Annotated in this window: 19 protein-coding genes; 8 read left to right on the forward strand and 11 right to left on the reverse strand. The window is 49.1% G+C overall.

Annotated elements, in window-relative coordinates; genetic code table 11:
- Window positions 1-238: 238 nt before the first annotated feature.
- Window positions 239-655 (forward strand): bactofilin family protein, encoded by a 417-nt coding sequence (locus N836_RS69725; RefSeq protein WP_023076555.1) that lies wholly within the window; start codon window positions 239-241, stop codon window positions 653-655.
- A gap of 70 nt (window positions 656-725) precedes the next feature.
- Here the strand turns inward: N836_RS69725 and N836_RS69730 are convergent, their stop codons facing one another.
- Window positions 726-1,052 (reverse strand): Hpt domain-containing protein, encoded by a 327-nt coding sequence (locus N836_RS69730; RefSeq protein WP_023076556.1) that lies wholly within the window; start codon window positions 1,050-1,052, stop codon window positions 726-728.
- A gap of 413 nt (window positions 1,053-1,465) precedes the next feature.
- Here N836_RS69730 and N836_RS69740 point away from each other — a divergent pair, with 413 nt between their 5' ends.
- Genes N836_RS69740 through N836_RS77295 form a run of 4 tightly spaced genes read left to right on the forward strand, consistent with a single transcriptional unit; the run spans window position 1,466 to window position 3,699 of the window.
- Window positions 1,466-1,969 carry a gamma-glutamylcyclotransferase gene (locus tag N836_RS69740; RefSeq protein ID WP_235071185.1) on the forward strand — a complete coding sequence of 168 codons (504 nt, stop codon included), beginning with the start codon at window positions 1,466-1,468 and terminating at the stop codon, window positions 1,967-1,969.
- A 55-nt stretch (window positions 1,970-2,024) separates the two neighbouring features.
- Complete coding sequence (locus tag N836_RS69745) at window positions 2,025-2,930, forward strand: cation diffusion facilitator family transporter (RefSeq protein ID WP_023076559.1); 906 nt, start codon at window positions 2,025-2,027, stop codon at window positions 2,928-2,930.
- Between the two features lie 19 nt (window positions 2,931-2,949).
- Complete coding sequence (pgsA, locus tag N836_RS69750) at window positions 2,950-3,456, forward strand: CDP-diacylglycerol--glycerol-3-phosphate 3-phosphatidyltransferase (RefSeq protein WP_023076560.1); 507 nt, start codon at window positions 2,950-2,952, stop codon at window positions 3,454-3,456.
- 12 nt (window positions 3,457-3,468) lie between these two features.
- The gene (locus N836_RS77295) at window positions 3,469-3,699 is read left to right on the forward strand and encodes a hypothetical protein (protein WP_023076561.1); all 231 of its coding nucleotides are present in this window, start codon (window positions 3,469-3,471) and stop codon (window positions 3,697-3,699) included.
- 21 nt (window positions 3,700-3,720) lie between these two features.
- Here N836_RS77295 and ctpC read toward each other — a convergent pair whose 3' ends face one another.
- The 3 genes from ctpC to N836_RS69770 all read right to left on the reverse strand — a co-directional run bounded on the left by ctpC (window position 3,721) and on the right by N836_RS69770 (window position 7,228).
- Window positions 3,721-5,019, reverse strand: coding sequence for a carboxyl-terminal processing protease CtpC (gene ctpC, locus N836_RS69760; protein WP_023076562.1), 1,299 nt, complete (start codon window positions 5,017-5,019; stop codon window positions 3,721-3,723).
- 385 nt (window positions 5,020-5,404) lie between these two features.
- On the reverse strand, window positions 5,405-6,631 hold the full coding sequence (ispG, locus tag N836_RS69765; protein ID WP_023076563.1) for a (E)-4-hydroxy-3-methylbut-2-enyl-diphosphate synthase: 1,227 nt from the start codon (window positions 6,629-6,631) through the stop codon (window positions 5,405-5,407).
- Between the two features lie 126 nt (window positions 6,632-6,757).
- A complete protein-coding gene (locus tag N836_RS69770) occupies window positions 6,758-7,228 on the reverse strand; it encodes a tetratricopeptide repeat protein (RefSeq protein ID WP_023076564.1) in 471 nt (156 codons plus the stop codon).
- Between the two features lie 324 nt (window positions 7,229-7,552).
- Here N836_RS69770 and N836_RS69775 point away from each other — a divergent pair, with 324 nt between their 5' ends.
- Complete coding sequence (locus tag N836_RS69775) at window positions 7,553-8,398, forward strand: AAA family ATPase (RefSeq protein ID WP_023076565.1); 846 nt, start codon at window positions 7,553-7,555, stop codon at window positions 8,396-8,398.
- A gap of 14 nt (window positions 8,399-8,412) precedes the next feature.
- On the opposite strand, the gene N836_RS69780 is transcribed toward N836_RS69775, so the two are convergent.
- Window positions 8,413-10,218, reverse strand: a complete 1,806-nt coding sequence (locus N836_RS69780) for an aspartate kinase (RefSeq protein ID WP_023076566.1) — start codon at window positions 10,216-10,218, stop codon at window positions 8,413-8,415.
- A 469-nt stretch (window positions 10,219-10,687) separates the two neighbouring features.
- Between N836_RS69780 and N836_RS69785 the strand changes: the two genes are divergently transcribed.
- Window positions 10,688-12,109, forward strand: a complete 1,422-nt coding sequence (locus N836_RS69785; protein WP_023076567.1) for an NAD(P)/FAD-dependent oxidoreductase — start codon at window positions 10,688-10,690, stop codon at window positions 12,107-12,109.
- Window positions 12,110-12,167: 58 nt separating this feature from the next.
- On the opposite strand, the gene N836_RS69790 is transcribed toward N836_RS69785, so the two are convergent.
- Genes N836_RS69790 through N836_RS69800 form a run of 3 tightly spaced genes read right to left on the reverse strand, consistent with a single transcriptional unit; the run spans window position 12,168 to window position 15,231 of the window.
- Window positions 12,168-13,076: a S66 peptidase family protein gene (locus tag N836_RS69790; protein WP_023076568.1), complete on the reverse strand. Its 909-nt coding sequence runs from the start codon at window positions 13,074-13,076 to the stop codon at window positions 12,168-12,170.
- Between the two features lie 37 nt (window positions 13,077-13,113).
- Window positions 13,114-14,913 (reverse strand): WD40 repeat domain-containing serine/threonine-protein kinase, encoded by a 1,800-nt coding sequence (locus N836_RS69795; RefSeq protein ID WP_023076569.1) that lies wholly within the window; start codon window positions 14,911-14,913, stop codon window positions 13,114-13,116.
- Between the two features lie 36 nt (window positions 14,914-14,949).
- Window positions 14,950-15,231, reverse strand: a complete 282-nt coding sequence (locus N836_RS69800; protein ID WP_023076570.1) for a Ycf34 family protein — start codon at window positions 15,229-15,231, stop codon at window positions 14,950-14,952.
- A gap of 342 nt (window positions 15,232-15,573) precedes the next feature.
- Here N836_RS69800 and N836_RS69805 point away from each other — a divergent pair, with 342 nt between their 5' ends.
- The gene (locus N836_RS69805; protein WP_023076571.1) at window positions 15,574-16,845 is read left to right on the forward strand and encodes a CCA tRNA nucleotidyltransferase; all 1,272 of its coding nucleotides are present in this window, start codon (window positions 15,574-15,576) and stop codon (window positions 16,843-16,845) included.
- Between the two features lie 45 nt (window positions 16,846-16,890).
- On the opposite strand, the gene N836_RS69810 is transcribed toward N836_RS69805, so the two are convergent.
- The 3 genes from N836_RS69810 to N836_RS69820 form a co-directional block, all read right to left on the reverse strand.
- Window positions 16,891-17,706 carry a sulfite exporter TauE/SafE family protein gene (locus tag N836_RS69810; protein WP_023076572.1) on the reverse strand — a complete coding sequence of 272 codons (816 nt, stop codon included), beginning with the start codon at window positions 17,704-17,706 and terminating at the stop codon, window positions 16,891-16,893.
- 71 nt (window positions 17,707-17,777) lie between these two features.
- A complete protein-coding gene (locus N836_RS69815) occupies window positions 17,778-18,404 on the reverse strand; it encodes an HAD family hydrolase (RefSeq protein ID WP_023076573.1) in 627 nt (208 codons plus the stop codon).
- Between the two features lie 41 nt (window positions 18,405-18,445).
- Entirely contained in the window at window positions 18,446-19,039 is a 594-nt protein-coding gene (locus N836_RS69820) for a pilus assembly FimT family protein (RefSeq protein WP_023076574.1), read from the reverse strand.
- Window positions 19,040-19,117 lie beyond the last annotated feature (78 nt).

Consider the following 19,117-nt stretch of genomic DNA (forward strand, 5'->3'; position numbering starts at 1 on the left):
ACAAATGACCTGAGCCGCAGTCCTAAACAAAAACTGATGCTAGAGTTTAGGCAAGAAAAGCCTTAAAGTTTGAGAGGCAGTTTTGCCTACTGTTGTTTGCCCTGTAGTTGGTTAGAATTTTTACCTATGGTGCGATACCGGAAGATTTGAGATTAAGTGTGCATCCGGGGTCAGACCCCGCAGTTGACCTTTTAATTTTTACTGCTGTCCAACCAAACGGGTACTAATTATTGTGTTTATGTTTAAGCGAAAGCCAGCAACTAGTTTTACTTATCTCAGTCGAACCTGTGAGCTAGAAGGAAATGTTCATGCTGAAGGTAAATTAGTCATTGACGGTATTATTCACGGCATTGTTGATATACAGGGAGACCTGGAAATTTCTAAGACTGGACTGGTGGAAGGCCAGGAAGTTCGCGCTCAAAATATTTCGATTGAAGGGGTGCTCAAAGCCCGCGTATATGCAGAAGGGAAGCTGACATTAAGCAGCACAGCCCGCTTAGAAGGAGATGTTGTTGCAGGCTCTCTAGAGATTGAACCGGGTGCTTATTACACCGGCTATATAGAGACGCGTGAATCTAAAACATTGCCACCATCACGAGATTTGCCAGAGCTATATGGTGCTGCTGAAACGACTGAGAGCCGCACATCTGCCTAGGGTTGCATTGCACCGGTCCCTGTTGGCAGGATAAACATAGAGGCCTCAGTCAATCTAGAGACTGCAGCATCTAGTGTGCCAAACGCCTAACATCCTGGTGAAGCACCTGTAGCTGTCTTAGATATTGGGCTGCTGCTCCCAAATTTCCGGTCTTTGCCATGGTTTCAAGCTGGGCAGCTACGCTGGACATAGCTACTGCGCCTACATTGGCACTGGCTCCTTTGATATAGTGAGCCACTTCTTGTACAGCGCTCTGATTGTCTGTGTTGATTGCCGTTGCTAGCTGTTGAAGGCTGTTTTCAGTGTCTCCAACAAACATCTGCAATAGCTCTTTTTCAAACACTTTATCACCACCGGCAAGTTGTTCTAGTTGTTCTTGATCAAAGTTTTGAGCCATAGCTTGTTATCACGTTGTGTAAAAGACAAATATTAAAGGAGGTGCCCAACCCAGTAGCTTGTTAACGGCCAATTTGGGGTCTAGTGAACTGATGGCTAGCTGTCTTTCATAAACCAGCTCAACATGATCATGCCAAAACCGAGCCAAAGCCATAGGGGCGTTCCCGAAAGTCCAGGCAGCAGGTGGGGCAGACTGTCGATTATCCCACATAGCCATAAGCTAATTGACAATATTACTAGAGCAGCTATGAACGACATTGGTACACCTTAGATCATGATCTAAGTCTATAAAATCGTGTGGAATTGTTGTGATTTTCTGTCTCTCAGACAACTTCTGTTAAATTTTTGTCATATTCGTACACCTCGGTTCATAGCTCTTCGCTATACATACTGAATGCATAAGGAGGTCTTAGTGTGACAAAAACGATGCCTGGAGATTCAGCTCGGTTCTACTATTTTGCCTACGGATCGTGTATGTGCCCAGTCGACCTGAAACGGTCTTTGCATGAAAATACCCATCCCTATGTCATTGGACCAGCGCAGCTAAAAGGCTACCGTCTAGGCTTTTTTCGATATTCTCACCGTCGTCAGTGCGGCGTGCTTGATATTGTCCGTTCCTCTACGGCAACGGTTTATGGTGTCCTTTACGAATTACCCTGGCATCTGAGTGTCCTGCTCGATCGCCGTGAAGAGGGCTATGTGCACCATGCAGTCACTATCCAATGTCAGGGCCAGCGATTTCCCAACACCCGCACCTATACCGTCTTAGATAAGCTCAGCCGCGAACATGCTCCCAGTGACTGGTATTTTGATGTGGTCATGCGAGGGGCGCTCACCTGTAATCTGCCAGAAGCTTACTGCTGGCAGTTGTTTAATCATATGCATAGCCTCCAGCGCCAACAGCAATTAGCCGCCTAGTGAGCGTTGGGGAACGTCCTTCGCTACTATTAAACATGCTGCGGAGAAGTCGTGCATGTCTACTGAAGTTTCTGGTGCTAGCTATCGATCTGAAGTGCGGCAGGTGCTGCTCATCACCTTATTTCTTAACCTGCTGGTGATGGTGCTCAAAGTCTGTGTTGGCTTTTGGACAGGCTCATTAAGTCTACTGGCCGATGCGCTCCACAGTGTGACTGATAGTGCCAACAACATTTTGGGATTAGTCACTAATCATCTGGCCTCTCCAGAACCCGATCGAGAGCATCCCTATGGTCACCAGAAGTATGAAGCGATCGGGGCTTTGGGTGTTGCTGCTTTTTTAGGTATTGCCTGTTTTGAAATTTTAACGGGAGCCTTTGAGCGATTGTTGGCGGGGGCAACTCCCATCACCCTGACGCCGCCAGCTCTATGGATCATGCTAGTGGTGTTAGGGATTAATATTCTGGTGGCTTTTTATGAGCGGCGGGTGGGGATACGTCTGGGGAGTAAGCTGCTGATTGCAGATGCCCATCATACGATGAGTGATATTTGGATCACGATTGTGGTCATTGCTGGTTTGATTGGCGTTTGGCGCGGTCTGGACTGGCTAGATATTGTTATGGCTCTACCTGTGGCAATTCTTGTATTGCACAGTGGCTGGGTTGTTCTATCGGCCAATTTACCCTGGTTGGTGGATGAAATGGCGATTGCTCCAGAAGCCATCCATCGAGAGGTGATGCAAGTGTCAGGTGTGCTCAACTGCCATAGCATCGCATCGCGGGGCTTATTGGGTCGCCAGGTGTTTATTGATATGCATCTGATTGTGGAACCTGAGGATGTGGTCAGTGCCCATGATATTACTGAAGTTGTAGAACAGCGGTTGGAACAAGCCTTTGGTCCAATTCGGGTGACAATTCATGTAGAACCGCCTAACTACCGAGAGGAGCATATTAGCTACCGGTGATGTTTATCCTTTTATGCCAATGAACCTACCAACATGGATTACGGTGTCACGACTGGTGGCAATTCCAGTGGTATTTGGTTTACTGGCTAATCCTTCAGTTAATCATCGCTGGTGGGCTATGGCTGTATTTCTGTTGGCAGCCTGTACTGATTGGCTGGATGGGTATTTGGCTCGACGGCTCAATCAGGTGACTGATTTGGGAAAATTTTTAGATCCGCTGGTGGATAAATTGCTTGTATTAGCACCGTTGCTGATGTTGGTGCAGCTCGGGTCAGTACCTGCCTGGGGGGTATTTTTGATTTTGGCAAGGGAGCTAACGATTGCTGGTTGGCGGGTGAGTCAGTCTACGATTGTGGGGGCAAATCTTTGGGGGAAAGTCAAAACTGTGGTGCAGATTGGCGCGATCTCATTGCTCATTTCTCCCTTAGCCCAAACCTATCCTTTCGTTGCCCAAGGATTATTCTGGCTGGCCGTATTACTGACCTGGTGGTCGGGGCTGATCTATCTAACTGCAAATCTAGCGTAAACACCTTAATCAATGACTACTGCCAATAGCGAAAACAATAACGAAACCCAGGTTGAAGAGACTCAGGCAGTCACTGCCTGGCATGTTGTCCAGCAGCCCGAGGGGCATTGTGAAATCTACAGTCAGGCTGAACTTACCCAAACAACGGCCCATCCAAAAACATGGGGACCTTTTGATAGCCGAGCAGAGGCTATTGCTAAACGGGTAGGGCTGATTCGAGCAGGTAAATGCCTACCTAAATAATTGACTTATCCCAAAACTGGCTTAGTCAGCCACAACACCCCTGACACTGGCGGCTTCACGCTGACCGCGAATCATATCATTCAGTACTTCAATTGCCTTAGCGTATTGGGGGTCTTCTTCAGTCCCAATGCGCTCGCGATCCTCACCTAAGTACTCTCGCTCTTCATCGGTGAGTTCCACAATAAAGTCGGGTTCAATGCCAAGGGTATTAATATCTCGACCGCTAGGCGTTAGGTATTTAGCAATTGTGACCGCAATACCTGAACCATCACCTAGTCCTCTAACTGACTGCACCAATCCTTTTCCAAAGGTCTTAGTTCCTACTAAGACAGCCCGATTATTATCCTGTAGTGCACCAGACAGGATTTCACTGGCACTAGCAGAACCACCGTCGACTAGCACAACCAGGGGCTTGTCGGTTAAGGCGCGATCGCTAGCGACATTTTCATCGACAGTGCCCTCGCGATTGACCGTTGACACAATTGTGCCGTCGCTAAGCCACATCCGGGAAATATCGATACTGGAATAAAGCAGTCCGCCAGGGTTGGAGCGTAAATCCAGAACGTAGCCAGTGACATCCCGTAGCTCTAGCTCTTGAATAGCCTCACGCATCTCCGTTGCCGCGTTGGCACTAAACTGGGTCAAACGAATGTAACCCACACCCCCCTCCTTTTCAGGATGGTAGGCATAGCGTACGGGATGAATCTCAATACGAGCCCGAGTTAGATCAAAGTTGATTTCTTCATCGTTACGACGTATGGTCAGCGTCACCTCCGAGTTCACCGGACCTCGAATCAAATTGACCGCATCGCTGAGGTCCATTCCCTCAGTAGACTCACCGTTAATACCTATAATCACATCCCCGGAGCGAATTCCCGCCTCAAATGCCGGCGTATCCTCAATTGGGGACACGACAACGATATCTTCCGTTTCCTCATCCTGGGAGATTTGAATACCGACACCTGTCAGCTCCCCTGACGTGTCGATCTGCATATTACGAAACTCCTGGGGGTCCATAAAGCGAGTGTAAGGATCATCCAAAGAATCCAACATCTCGCGGATCGCGTCGTAAGCTGCCGTGCTATCGGTATAGTCACGATTTAGATAGCTAGTGCGGATAGCCTGCCAATCTTGATCGTTGAACGTATCGTCAACATATTCATGATCGATCAGCTGCCAAACCTCATCAATTACCTCTTTAGGGCTTTCTCTGAAGAAGGCTTGGCTCTGTGACCAGTGAATACTTGTCCCTGCAACGACAACGGCCATACTCGATAGGGCTGCTGCACCCAAAAATAGGCCTTGCTTCTTGCTTGCCATAAAAAGAGATCCAGAACAATGAGACGATACGAACTTAACCAGATGTATAAATTTTCAGCTCACACCCTTACAAATATATAAGCTTTGTTCAATTGGTGCAGAAGCCTCACAAATCCTCACACACACTTATTCATTTCATGCAGATTAGCAACTCCACAGGGTAATTGGCTAGTGAATTTAAGATCGGTATCTAACTAGCCGAGCAGACTAGCGGTAATCATAAATGCTCATTCAAGTCACCCTGAGCGATTTTCATAGGCTAACAAATCGAAATGAAATTTAGATGAGGACTCCCTTTGATAGGACTTAGTCCCGCAAAAACTAGCGTTTACACGCCCCACAAGCCCATGGTTTTTGCGGGTAACACTGTCCTTTTGAAAGGGGGTTAGTTTTCTGGCTCAACCCAACGGCCATCGGCCTTGATTAAATTAATCAATTCCTCTACGCCGCTATCCTCAGGCACCCGTTTAATTTCTTCCCGCCCCCGGTATAAGGAAATATATCCGGGCGTTTTACCGACATAGCCATAGTCAGCATCTGCCATTTCCCCAGGACCATTCACAATACAACCCATAACCGCAATATCTAATCCTGTGAGGTGATTAGTCGCTGCTCGTACCTTATGCAACACTTCCTCTAAATTGAACAATGTGCGGCCACAGGATGGACAAGCCACATATTCCACCATGGTTTTGCGTAGCCCCAGTGCCTGCAAAATGCTGTAACAAACTGGAATTTCTTTTTCAGGGGCTTCCGTCAGAGAGACGCGAATGGTATCACCAATTCCTTCTGCCAGGAGAGTACCGATACCGGCGGTGGACTTAATGCGACCGTATTCTCCATCGCCAGCTTCAGTTACACCTAGATGGAGTGGATAGCTCATACCTAGCTGATCCATGCGCTGAGCCATCAAGCGATAGGCTGCCAGCATCACAGGCACCCGCGATGCTTTTAAGGAAATAACCAGGTTATAAAAATTGAGGGATTCACAGATGCGGATAAACTCCAGGGCTGATTCCACCATGCCCTCAGGAGTATCGCCATAGGTAAACAACATGCGTTCTGCCAGGGAACCGTGGTTAACGCCGATACGCATAGATTTATTTTGGTCCCGCAACGAAACCACAAGCGGCTCCAGGGTTTCTCTAATTTTTCCGCCGATGGCATCAAACTCTGTCTGGGTGTATTCGGTACGGCTATCACTCGGTTTTTCAAATACATAAAGACCGGGATTGATGCGTACGTTATCTACATGCTTAGCCACTTCCAGAGCTATTTTCATGCCGTTGTGATGGACGTCAGCGACTAAGGGGACTGCCTGATAGGTCGCTAATAGGTTTTCCTTGATAGTGGCGAGTGCCCTAGCATGGGCCATACTCGGCACGGTCACTCGCACAATTTCACAACCAATTTCGTGCAGGCGGCGAATGGCAGCGACAGAGCCATCGATATCCAACGTGTCCTCATTGATCATCGACTGGACGACCACCGGAGCCCCACCCCCAATCATGACGTTGCCGACGGGTACTGGACGAGTTTTACGACGAACTATTTTGGTGTCGATCAGTTCGTCTACACCAGTGTTGAAAGAAGGAGGCGTTAGGGTTTGCATACGTCGTGAAGCGAATTTTACGTCTATATACCTATTCTATTTTGCTAGGGTCTCACAAAGTGCAATTGGTTACTGGCAGTCTGGACAACATTAAACACATAGAATTTCGGGTTTATCTGCCCCCAGCTAGCTAAGCTTGGCGGTGCATTCTAAAATTAAGCGCTGGTTGATTAGAGAAAAGGGTTGGATGTCTAAGGTGCGACGAAAGCATTGAATGGCATCCAGGTAGTTGCCAACGGATGCGTGGCATAATCCCAGGCCGTGGAGGGCACCAAAGTGATGGGGAATTAGCTCAATGGTTTTTTCACAGTCTTGGATAGCGTCCGTATAGTGACCCAGCATGTAATAAAGCACCGCCCGGCGATTCCAGGCTTCTGCAAAATCAGGTTGACTCAGAATCAGTTCATCCAGGATGGATTTGGCCTCCTCGGTTCGCTCCGCTTCAACTAAGGTCTGGCTCTCAATCAAACGTTTGGCTCCTTGGATACCCTTTTGGTGAAACCACATGTGCCAGAATTCGCCTGTTGCTTGATTGCGTATGGTTTCATCTGGATCTTTCAATGCCTGTAACAGGCGCTCAATGTAGGCAGAATCCATCGGTCAGACAAATCGATCGGGCGAATTGGGTTGAAATAGTCCAGGCTGTAATCCTAAAAACTGGGGAAGATACGGCTGAGCCCAAATAAATACGGAAAGCACTAGTCAGGCGATGAATAAGTCTAGGGGGAGCAATAGAGAGTGGTATACCCCACTGGGGAATGCTAAAGCAAATGCTATTGCTGATTTTTGAGAGTTGCTTATCTGTAGATTTAGCTACTAATAGGCATTTTACAGATTGAAGCAGACTCAACAGCAATAACTAATCAGTGGGCAGTGTAAACGTTATAGCCCATACTCCACTTACAAAGGATCGGTATCTTGGTGTCCACGGTAATTCAGGTGCGCCCTCAGCAGTTTGTAAAGACCGCTGCACTTGAGCAGATCATGCAGCGGGCGCTGCGATATCTGCGATCTGGCTATTCTGTCCATTTGGAAGGCCCGACAGGCGTTGGTAAAACTACGTTAGCGATGCATTTGGCTGATTGTCGAAAACATCCAATGGCGTTGGTGATCGGTGGTCATAACCTAACGATGTCTGGCCAGAAAGATTCCTGGCTAAGGCTGGCGTGTTGTCAAGGATGGACGCTGATCTACGACGAATTTAATCGGTCTCGACCTGAAATCAATACGGTTTTGTTGTCTGCTTTAGAGGAGCGGATTTTGGTACTGACTAGTGAGTACGGAGCGGAGTATGTGCCTGTGCATCCTGAGTTTCGAGTGATTTTCACCTCTAATTCTGAGGAATATTGCGGTACCTACAGCACGCAAAATGCTTTGTTTGATCGATTGGTTACTATTCGTCTACCAGAGCCTAACATTTTAGAGCGGCAGCAGCTTCTAATAGAATTAGCAGGTATTTCTGACCAGGCTGCTGCTTTAGTAATTAAAGTTGTACACCAATTCTTTCGTCAGGTAGCGCCTGAAGGACAATCTAGTTTACGTCCACAATTAATGATTGCTCAGGTGTGTCAGCGTGAGGGCATTCATATTTCAGCCAATGATGCGGATTTTCGACAAGTGTGTCGTGATATTTTGCTGGCTCGCTCCTATCAGTCGACAACGGATTCTAATCAAGTGTTATGGGAAGTGTTTAATCAGCTAGCCAAACCGATGCCAATGATTGAGTCAGTCGCGTCTCGCTTATCGCTGGAGCGGGTGGGATATTAGCTCTGTTTGGCTTCCTAAGCGGGCACCTCAATTTCCTGACTTCCTGCCAACCCAAAGGCTGCATGGACCGCTTTCAGCGCGTCAATACCGTTATCTTCTGCCACAACACAACTAATTTTTATTTCTGAAGTGGCAATCATTTGAATATTGATGTTGCTATCGGCCAACGCTTGAAACATTTTGGCGGCTGTGCCGGGTTCAGTAATCATACCGATGCCTACCGCGCTGACTTTAGCAATGGCTTTGTCCAGGACAAGTTCGCTACTGCCAAACTCCGTAGCCAGGGATTGCAGCACATCGCTGGCCATGTCAGCGTCCGCTTGGGCTACGGTAAAAGCAATATCGCGGGTTTGAATACCGTTACGTTCCCGACAGCGTTGAGCCTGGATAATCATGTCGACGCTGATACCCCGATCGGCGAGTACCTGGAAAAGTTTGGCGGCCATACCAGGCTGGTCAGGGACATGACGTAGGGCCAAGCGGGCCTGATTGCGATCGAGGGCCACTCCGCGCACGGCTGGGCCGGTAACTGTGGTGGTGGTGTCTAAACGAGCGGGGGATTGGTTAAGGTCGAAAGCGTCACAGAGGGCCGCAATTGTGCGATCGCAATCTTCTGTTGCGATCGTGCAGCTCACCTTTACCTCTGAGGTGGCAATCATCTGAATATTAACCCCAGCTGCGGCCAGGGTAGAAAACATTTTAGCGGCTACTCCAGGACGACCGATCATTCCAGCCCCGGCGATACTGACCTTGGCAATTTGGGTATCCGTCACTAGGGCAACGGTGTCACCGTCGTCAGCGGCTCCCCGTAGCGAGGGCGTGAGCGATGATGCCAGGGTAGTGGCCTGGGGCAAAACATCTTTTTCAACCGTAAAGGCAATGTCGTTAAAATTCCCTTCGTTGATGGACTGAATAATCAAATCAACGTTGAGATCTTGTTGCGCAACTGTGCCAAAGAGCTGAGCTGCAATTCCAGGACGATCCGGCACCCTAAGCAACGCCACCTTAGCTTGATTCGTATCAAATTCAATGGCATCAACCGGATGCACCAATTCCAGCCCCTCCAAAGGGCGCGGTTGCCTGGAGGGTGCCGTTACTCGTGTACCGGGATCTTGGGTCCAGCTAGAACGCACTACCAAGGTAACGCCATAATTCCGGGCAATTTCCACTGCCCGTGGATGTAACACCTTGGCCCCCAGGCTGGCCAGTTCCAGCATTTCATCACAGGTGATATCGTTCATCAGCTGAGCTGATGGCACTAAACGGGGATCGGTGGTTAAAATGCCAGGTACATCGGTATAAATTTCGCAGGCATCGGCCTGGAGAGAAGCCGCAAGGGCGACAGCGGAGGTATCAGAACCGCCCCGCCCCAGGGTTGTAATTTCCAGGTCTGGGGCATCGCTAATCCCTTGAAACCCGGCCACTACCACCACTTGACCCTGATCCAAACAGCGTTGAACCCGTTTAGTCTCAATTCTCAAAATGCGAGCATGGCTATGGCGCGCCTCTGTAACGATGCCCACTTGAGCCCCAGTCATGGAGACAGCTGCCTGCCCCCGCTCCTGCAGCGCCATGGTCAATAGAGCGATGGAAACCTGTTCCCCAGTGGAGAGCAACATATCCATTTCCCGACGGCTAGGCTGGCTAGAAATTTCACCGGCAAGCTTGACCAAACTATCGGTGGTTTTGCCCATGGCGGAGACGACGACAACCACAGAGTTACCTGCTTGCACGGTCGCTTGTACACGTTCGGCAACAGTTTGAATGCGCTCAACACTTCCTACCGATGTACCGCCATACTTTTGGACAATTAAAGCCATAGTTCCGCTGTCCTTTATCAAGCCCGCAAAAAAGTTTTTTCTAGCAATTTTTCCTATGAGCAGCTTGTCTGGTTCAACTCATCAGAAATAGACGCTCTCAGTGCTGTTTTTCAACCTGGTTAACCAGATTACCAAGCAAAGCCCCATCCTAGACCCTAAAATCAGTCAATTTGCATGATACGTATTCTTGAGAAAAAGAAACTATAGGAGCAGATATGTAAATGCCATGACATATTACGAAACATACTAAGAAGCGAACACGTCAACCTATCTAGAAAAGTTTCTATGGCAACCTTTTCAGGCTTTTATCCTGCAAAAGGGAATGCTTCAGGATATACAAATCCCTGATGTGCATCCTGCTTAATGAATGAATTATGTAAACAAACTTTGAAGAAGAGTCGGGTTTACACACCTAATTTAGAGATCCACGATATAAGATTGTTAATCATACGTAATAGTTTTTAACGCTATGACAGCAGCCCTCACTGGTCAGGCTCCAACAGCCCAAAAGACAACAGCTCAGCAAAATTCCCTACATCATGTAGTGATTGTCGGTGGAGGCTTTGCGGGGCTTTACGCTGCTAAGTCTTTAGGCAAAGCCCCAGTCAGGGTAACGCTCATTGATAAGCGCAATTTCCACCTGTTCCAGCCGCTGCTGTATCAGGTTGCTACGGGAGGCTTATCCGCTGGTGATATTTCGTCGCCGCTACGTTCAGTTTTGAGTCGGCAGAAAAACGTCAAAGTGCTAATGGGTGAGGTCGTAGATATCGACCCAGATGCCCAGAAGGTGACCCTAAAGCGCAACGAAGTTATTAACTACGATAGTTTGATTTTGGCGACAGGCTCTAGCCATCACTATTTTGGTAATGATCACTGGGCTAACATTGCGCCGGGGATGAAGACCATTGAAGATGCCCTTGAAGTCCGCCGTCGTATTTTCCTGGCTTTTGAAGCCGCCGAGAAGGAAACTGATCCCGCGCGTCGCCAGGCGCTGCTGACTTTCTTAGTCGTTGGTGCAGGCCCGACTGGTGTCGAGTTGGCGGGAGCTTTAGCAGAACTGGCTTACGAAACCATCAAGGACGATTTCACAAATATTGACCCTCAGGAAACCAAGATTATTTTGTTAGAGGGTATGGATCGGGTGCTGCCACCTTACCCGACTGACCTGTCAGCTGCGGCTAAGGTGTCTTTAGAAAAACTGGGAGTTGAGGTCCGCACACAGTCCCTGGTGACCAATATTGACGGTGACACCGTTTCCATCAAGCACGATGGAGAAGTGGCTGACATGCAGGCTTGCACTGTCCTGTGGGCAGCTGGCATTAAAGCTTCTCCTTTGGGCAGAACCATTGCTGAGAAAACTGGCGCTGAAACTGACCGAATTGGTCGAGTCATGGTTGCCTCTGATCTGAGTGTGCCTAACTACCCCAACCTTTACATTGGTGGTGACTTGGCCCACTTTGCTCACCAGGATGATGATGGTAAGCCCTTACCGGGTACGGCGGCTGTTGCCATGGATATGGGTAGTTATCTGGCTAAAACAATTAAAGCCAAATTAGCTAAAAAGCCTGTGTCTGCCTTTAAATATAAGAGTAAGGGCAGCATGGCGGTGATTGGTCGGAATGAGGCTGTGGCTGACCTTAACTTTATGAAGTTATCTGGCTTCCCTGCCTGGTTTATCTGGATTTTTGTCCACATTTACTTCCTGATCGAGTTTGATAACAAGCTGTTGGTACTGCTCCAGTGGGCCTGGAACTACTTTACCTATCAGCGTGGGGCTCGTTTGATCACAGGGGATGATTCGATTCCAGCCTTGTCAGAGGCCGTGATGAACGAGATGGAAACAGAAATTGTTACCGTAGATGGCGGCAAAAAGGAAATGGTTAAGGCGTAATCATCGATAATTACGCCTTATAGCCAAACCCCGTGTAGGGGCGTTGCATGCAACGCCCCTACACGGGGTTTGGCTCATGGTTTGGAAATGATAGGAGGCCGGGGCCATTAGCTCTGGCTTCTAGTTTGGCTGGGATACCAAAGGGTAGGGCTGCATTGACACCATCATGACCAAAGGGAAGATTGGCAACGATGGGAATACCCAGATCACCGAGACGTTCTTGCAGCACCTCCATCGCTGTAAAGCTAGGAATATTGGCGGGTGGCTCACACTGACTAAATCGACCCAGGGCAATGCCGGCGATGTTGTCAAATTTGCCCAACATGCGCCAGTGGGTCAACATGCGATCAATGCGATAGGGGGCCTCAGTGACATCTTCAAAGGCCAGGATGGCTCCGGCTAGGTCAGGTTCGTGGTTAGTGCCTAACAGGCAGGTGGCTACTGTGAGGTTGGCTGGCAGCAGTCTGCCAGTGGCAGTGCCCTTGTTCCAGCTGTCGCCTTGTAATGATTCCAGGGTGTGATGCTCTAGCCAGTTAAATAATCGCTGCTGTGACCAATCAGGTTCCTGGCTGAGGGTGGTGAGTAGGGGACCATGGACACCGCCGCTAAGGCGACCACTCCAGAGCAGACTGGTGATATCGGAAAAGCCAATCAGCCATTTATTCATGGCTGGCCACTGCCAGTTTTCTAAAAGACGAGTGCTACCATAGCCACCTCGCACACAGAGAATGCCATGATACTTTGGCTCTTTAAGGGCGTTGAGTAACTCCTGGCGACGCTGCTCGTCTGTCCCTGCCAGGTAGCCCCAACGTTTATCATGGGTGGGGCTCAGCTCGACCTGATAGCCACGATCGCACCAAACTTGCAAACCCGCCTCAAACTTACTGGTTTCTCGTAGCGCACCGCTGGTAGCAACAACGTAGAGCAAATCACCGGGAACAAGCGCAGGCGGAAGAGCAGGGACCATGATGGAATCGCAGAGAATAAGTAAAGGTCGCCTCTGATCATGTCACGGAGTCGTCTTGCTGTTGCCAAATCGTGACGGTTTCATCCTGACTGCTACTGATCAGCATCTGCCCATCAAAAGCGATCGCAACTACACCCCAACCCTGGGTCAGTTCAGATACACACTGACCACTAGCCCCTTGATAAACTCGGAGCACATTGCCATCGGTCCCCACTGCCAGCAGGCGGGCATCGGGGCTGAGCGCCAGGGCTGTAATGCTGTCAGTCATACTACACAGCTGGTCTGGCTTAGCCAGATTGTCCACATGCCAGACCTCCACCTGCCCTTGTTCACTGCCAACAATGATATGACGACCGTTGGGATGCAGGGCCAGAGCCTGACCGCTGCTAATCGGTACCGTGTCAAGCAACCCCTGGGCTGACAACGACCAGAAACGCAGAGTACGATCGCGACTAATACTGGCTAGAGAGTCCCCATGGGTTGCGATCGCGCTCACCCAATCCTGATGCTGGCTAAACGTGTGGCGTAACGTTAGCTGCTCTAGATCCCAAACAGTAATATGGCCTGTCCCATCGCTCACCACCAAATCAGGCAGAGCAATAGCTAAATCTGTCGGTTGCCAACCTGGCTGGCGTAGGGTGTGCTTTAGTTGACCAATGGTCAGATCCCACAGTTTGACGGTGCCATCGCTGCTGGCACTGAAGAGGATTGGAGAGTATGGATGAAAAGCCAGGGCAGCGATGCGATCGCGATGGGAGCTACCACTGAGGGTATAAATTTCCTGATCGGTGGCCAGGTCACACACAAAGACAGCGCCCGAACTAGTGCCCAATGCCAAAGTCCTCCCTTGGAGAGCCAGGGCAGTCGTGATGCCTTGAGTGGTGAACTGGTAGCAAAGTTGCCACTGCAGCTGTGTTACAGATTTCTCCAGTCGCTGAGCTGGCAGCGCACCCACCTCGGTTTGAGCGGGCAATGGTGGTAAAGAGGTCTGGGAGCGTAAAAAAGAACGGGCTTTACCCAGTAGCGATGCGACCGATGTTTTTTTAAGCGCGGCCAGTGCTTGAGCGGCACTGATATAGCGTCTGGCCAGGGAGCGTTCTAGGAGTCCATGCAAAACAATACCGAGGTGCTGGGGCAATGGCTCAGTCACTAAGTCAGGCCATATCCAGCGATTATCAGCCACTGAATAAAGGTCAAACGGAGTCAGCCCAGTCAGTAAGTGAATAGCCACCAGACCTAAGCTATAAAGATCGCTGGCATAGACCAACTCACCCAGGGCTTGTTCTGGAGCCGCATAAGCCGCATCTCCTCCCGTGGCAGTCAAAAATTGCTGCCGTCTGCCCAGCCGTTGGGTAATGCGCAGGTCAATGAGAATGGGCGGTTGACAACTAGCCTGGCGAATATTAGTCGGACGAATATCCCCATGGATAAGACGAAAGCTGTGGATGTGTTCCAGAACGGGCAGGAGGGACAGCAGCAGGGCCTGTACCTGCTCTGGTGGCCAGGGGGGAGGATCAACCTGGGCAATTGGAGGGGCTGCAATAAATTCAAATGCTAAAAACTGACCAGCCGCTGTTTGCCAACCATCTATTAACGTCGGTAGTTGAGGATGTTCGCCAACGGTTTGTAGCCTCTGGATCAGAGCATCCAGCGACTCTTGGGGATCATACAGGTGCTTAATGACAACAAACTTGTGGCTAGCATGGGACGCAACGGTACGAGCCAGGATCGTTTGGCCACCCTGTCCTTGCCCAAGCTGCTTGACCATCTTGTATTGGTCTTGGGCTTGATCAAACTCACGACTCACAGCTGACGACGGTGGCTCTGGTCCATCCATCTATTGGTTTTTGGTTTTCTATGCACTTCAACCAAGTTACGTCGGTATGGCTTCACCGGGACGTAGCCTGGCCCACTTACCCATATCTTGCTGAAAGCTGTCGCAGCCAACCACATCGTATTCAAAGCCAAAATCGCCAGATTGCACGATGCGATCGCCCTCGACACTCACCACTGGAGGAGTAATGTTGGCATTGATAGTCGGATTTTGCGGGTCAAAATCCGGGGTATCTGTAAGGTGGGGTTGCCGATGATTGGTTTCAACTGCATGGTATGTGATGCAGCGGTCAACGTAACGGCAGTTGATGCAAATACACATATATAAAGGAAGAAAAAAGTAGACCTGTGTTTACGACCAGAGCGTCGGTAGAACTTGAGATAGCAGAAATATCAGATAAACTGACAGCAAAAGGACAATGCGCAAAGTAAGGAAATAGCTGCTATCCCGGTTAGGAGCATGCACTTTGCCACTACTTTAGCGCAGCTAAAATATGGGCAGGAAAATTTGTTTCAAATTGTGCGGTTGCTGCCTTAGTTTGAGAGAAAACCTAGCAAATACCTGAAAATCAGGTGGCAAAATACGTGCTTACGGGCGACGCAATATAGGAGAATTGTAAGCCGCACTACGTTTGGAGCTGCATCGTTGAAGTTTGTGTCGTCTATGGCGTCTGCCCTAATTCCTAAAACCTGGCCCTTTGACAGTCGCTTGCTGCCAGAAACAGCCTGCGTGGTAGGGGGTAGTGTGCGGGATGCTTTGTTGGAGCGCCAGGCCGATTATTTGGATTTAGATTTTGTGTTGCCCGATGGAGCGGTTGCGATCGCAAGTGCCATTGCCAGACGCTATCGAGTCGGCTTTGTGGTGCTTGATGCCGATAATCAAATCGCCCGCGCCGTCTTTGACCAAGCAACCATCGACTTTGCCCAGCAAGTTGGCCCCACCCTAGAAACCGACTTACAACGACGCGACTTTACCATCAACGCCATTGCCTACCATCCCCAAAGCGATCGGCTCATTGATCCACTCAACGGTATTGCCGACCTGCGGCAGCAAACGTTGCGCATGGTCAGCCGGGAAAACTTAGCTGAAGATCCGCTGCGGCTTTTGCGAGCCTATCGCCAGGCAGCCCAGCTAGGCTTTACCATCGACAGCAATACCCGTCGTACCATTCGTGAACTGGCTCCTCTGCTCAAAACAATTGCAGCAGAGCGTATTCGCCACGAGTTAGATGCTCTCTTAAGTCAGACCAATGGTGCCGCCTGTTTTCAGATGGCCTGGCAGGATGGTCTATTAACCACCTGGTTACCTCACCTTACCGATGCCCATGCAAAGCAGCTGGCCGCCCTCGATAAAGCCCTGGCCAATCTGCCTCAGATACCGGGATATCGCAATTTGCTCTACAGCTGGAAAGATGCAGTCCCAGCTGGACACTATCGCAGCTGGATCAAAGCAGCCCGACTATCTTGCTTGCTGCCACCCGATGAAGAAGCCGCCAATCGCTGGCTGACGCGACTCAAATACAGCCGTAGCGAAGGGCAGGCTATTTTTAGAGTGCTGCAGACCCAGCCCTATCTGGAGCGCATGGCTGAACAAGGGGGCGATTTATCACGATCGGATCAATTCTTTTTATTTAAGACCGCTGGCAACAGCTTTCCAGCCGTGTCTTTGGTGGCGCTTGCCATGGACATGCCGACATCATCGGTGGTCGATCTGGTGGAACGCTATCAAACCCATGATGACCCCATTGCCCATCCAGTGCCTCTTGTCAGTGGCAAAGACCTGATGCGGTTATTAAACCTAAAGTCTGGTCCCCAAATTGGACAATTGCTCAGCGCTATTGAAAATGCCCAAGCCCAGGGTCAGCTTATCAGTGCTGATGACGCCTTAATCTGGGCAAAAGAATGGTTTCTTAAGCAGGAAGAGCCCTCTGCTTAATTTTCTGGAGCCAGCATCCAGCTGAGCTAGGATCAGTTAACCTGCTTAGGCTAAAAACTGCAGACCGCCGCTAAACATCCGTAACCCAATCACTACAAGCAACAGGCCAAAGATTCGCCGTAGTTGGTTGGGCGAAATAACGTGAGATAGCTTGGTGCCAATCGGTGCCCCTAGCACCGTAAATGGGGCTACCAAAGCCACGGCAGGCCAGTAAATATATCCAGTTGCCCAGGCGATATCGGTATATCCCTGGGAAAACAGTAGAAACGACAGGGTGCCCACAATGGCAATTGGCAAAGTAAACGATGCCGAAGTACCACTGGCTTTACTCATGGGGAGGCCGCAATACAACAAGAACGGTACGCTGATTGCACCGCCACCAATGCCGAGGATTCCGGACTTGAAACCAATTAAGGTACCAACGATGGCCACTAACCCCAAGGGTGGCTGGGTAGTCTCTTCAAACTGAGGTTTCCAGTTCAATAAAATCTTGATCGATACTACTAACAGAAATACCCCAAAGATAATTTCTAACCAATTGGTATCTAAGTGATTAGAAAGTAGGTTGCCAATCAGCACACCAATCCCAATGGCTGCAATGATGCGACTAAAAATATCCCAATGAACATCGCCTCGCATGTGGTGAGAGAACGTAGACGATGCTGAGGTGAAAATCATAATGCACATGGCACTGCCTGCGGCGAGATGCATCAGGCTATAGCTTGGCAGGTCCATGAGTGAAAACAGATAGAACAACCCTGGCACTATGACCATGCCACCGCCAATGCCCAACATACCGGCAAGGGTCCCAGCACCAATGCCTAATAGAGCAAATAGGGCAAAATCAGTGATTCCTACCATGGGAGATTATCGTGTCAGGGGAACAGATCATTATTCTATCCTTTTCCCTGTCGTCATATTCTCTGAAAACACTATAAACTCAGCAAATTCAGGCTTTCGATCGGGTTTTTCTGGGTAATGTGGATTGTTTGTAAGCCTAACTGCTGAGCACCTACTAAATTGTGGGCTGTGTCGTCTAAGAAAATTGTTCTCGCCGGGTCTAAATTGTTTTCTTCAATCACTCGCTGAAAGATACTGAGGTTGGGCTTACGATCGCTCACCAAATGTGAATAATAGGCCCGTTCAAACTGATCGGCCAAGGTGCCAATGTCGTGACCCATGGCTTCGGTGAACTTGCGATCGCTGGTTGCCAAATGTAGTTCATTAATGTTTGAAAGCAAAAAAATTCGCTTTTGCCGACCAAGTTGCCGAACCAACTCCACCCGCTCCGGTGGAAAGTCGAGAATCAAAGCACTCCAAGCCTGATTGATAGCTTCATCATCCGCCTCAAACTGCAACAGCCGCATTAGTCCCTGGCGAAACTCAGCCGCTGTAATACTACCCACCTCAAACTTAGAAAAAATATCCGCCTGGCGCTGCTGACTATATTGCTGAGTGATGTCATACCCGGCCAACTTACTCAACGCTTGAATAGTTAAACCATAGTCCAAATTAACAATCACCCCACCCAGGTCAAAGATGATGCTATCAAAGCTCAATTGTTGACTCCTTGGTAGCTACCCCAAACAATTAATACACCTTAATAACAATACCGTCCTCTACGGTTAGGTTGATTTTGCTCCTGTGAAAGTCTTATAACTCCTAACATTGTTGACATCACTACACAGCGTTTGAGCGATTGAACTTTACTGCTGGTTAGTGTGAGTGTGCGCGTGCGCGAAGCTAGTCTGCCTTTAAAGTTAAAGCGCACATAGTACACATCATTACGCTTATCTAAGGTTGTATCTGCTAAATCGATATCTAAGGTGTCACTACCTAAAGACTCCCAATTTATTGGAAATCCTGCCTCAGGATGGATGGCCCACTCTATCTCACCAGAAAGAGTCTTGCGAATACTAAACTGCCAAGTGGTCCGATTCTTTAAAGCAGAAATCTGAGTTTGGCGAATAGCTGAGTAAACATTGCTCTGCGCCTCTGAGACCCGCCATTTTTCCAAAAAAACATTCCAGGCTGGAGCGGCTAAGCCACTAGTAATACCGATAATGCTTACTACCACTAATGTCTCTATCAAAGTAAATCCCAAACATTTGTTAGGCTTAACAACTCTTCTAGCGGTGCCCATTGCTTCACTCAAGTCAAAATCAAATTGTGCTTCTAAAATTCCCAGAAGCATTACTTGAGGAACGCCTTTAACGAGCTACCCTACGCCTGTTCGATATAATAATCCCGCCTAGAACTTTTAACTTTATAT

It is taken from the genome of Leptolyngbya sp. Heron Island J, from assembly GCF_000482245.1.
Lineage (GTDB): Bacteria > Cyanobacteriota > Cyanobacteriia > Phormidesmidales > Phormidesmidaceae > Leptothoe.

Excerpts from the sequence above, each read along its gene's own strand:
- N836_RS69725 (WP_023076555.1), top strand. The coding sequence starts at position 239 with ATGTTTAAGCGAAAGCCAGCAACTAGTTTTACTTATCTCAGTCGAACC.
- N836_RS69730 (WP_023076556.1), bottom strand. The coding sequence starts at position 1,052 with ATGGCTCAAAACTTTGATCAAGAACAACTAGAACAACTTGCCGGTGGT.
- N836_RS69745 (WP_023076559.1), top strand. The coding sequence starts at position 2,025 with ATGTCTACTGAAGTTTCTGGTGCTAGCTATCGATCTGAAGTGCGGCAG.
- pgsA (WP_023076560.1), top strand. The coding sequence starts at position 2,950 with ATGAACCTACCAACATGGATTACGGTGTCACGACTGGTGGCAATTCCA.
- N836_RS77295 (WP_023076561.1), top strand. The coding sequence starts at position 3,469 with ATGACTACTGCCAATAGCGAAAACAATAACGAAACCCAGGTTGAAGAG.
- ctpC (WP_023076562.1), bottom strand. The coding sequence starts at position 5,019 with ATGGCAAGCAAGAAGCAAGGCCTATTTTTGGGTGCAGCAGCCCTATCG.
- ispG (WP_023076563.1), bottom strand. The coding sequence starts at position 6,631 with ATGCAAACCCTAACGCCTCCTTCTTTCAACACTGGTGTAGACGAACTG.
- N836_RS69770 (WP_023076564.1), bottom strand. The coding sequence starts at position 7,228 with ATGGATTCTGCCTACATTGAGCGCCTGTTACAGGCATTGAAAGATCCA.
- N836_RS69780 (WP_023076566.1), bottom strand. The coding sequence starts at position 10,218 with ATGGCTTTAATTGTCCAAAAGTATGGCGGTACATCGGTAGGAAGTGTT.
- N836_RS69785 (WP_023076567.1), top strand. The coding sequence starts at position 10,688 with ATGACAGCAGCCCTCACTGGTCAGGCTCCAACAGCCCAAAAGACAACA.
- N836_RS69790 (WP_023076568.1), bottom strand. The coding sequence starts at position 13,076 with ATGGTCCCTGCTCTTCCGCCTGCGCTTGTTCCCGGTGATTTGCTCTAC.
- N836_RS69795 (WP_023076569.1), bottom strand. The coding sequence starts at position 14,913 with ATGGATGGACCAGAGCCACCGTCGTCAGCTGTGAGTCGTGAGTTTGAT.
- N836_RS69800 (WP_023076570.1), bottom strand. The coding sequence starts at position 15,231 with ATGTGTATTTGCATCAACTGCCGTTACGTTGACCGCTGCATCACATAC.
- N836_RS69805 (WP_023076571.1), top strand. The coding sequence starts at position 15,574 with ATGGCGTCTGCCCTAATTCCTAAAACCTGGCCCTTTGACAGTCGCTTG.
- N836_RS69810 (WP_023076572.1), bottom strand. The coding sequence starts at position 17,706 with ATGGTAGGAATCACTGATTTTGCCCTATTTGCTCTATTAGGCATTGGT.
- N836_RS69820 (WP_023076574.1), bottom strand. The coding sequence starts at position 19,039 with ATGCTTCTGGGAATTTTAGAAGCACAATTTGATTTTGACTTGAGTGAA.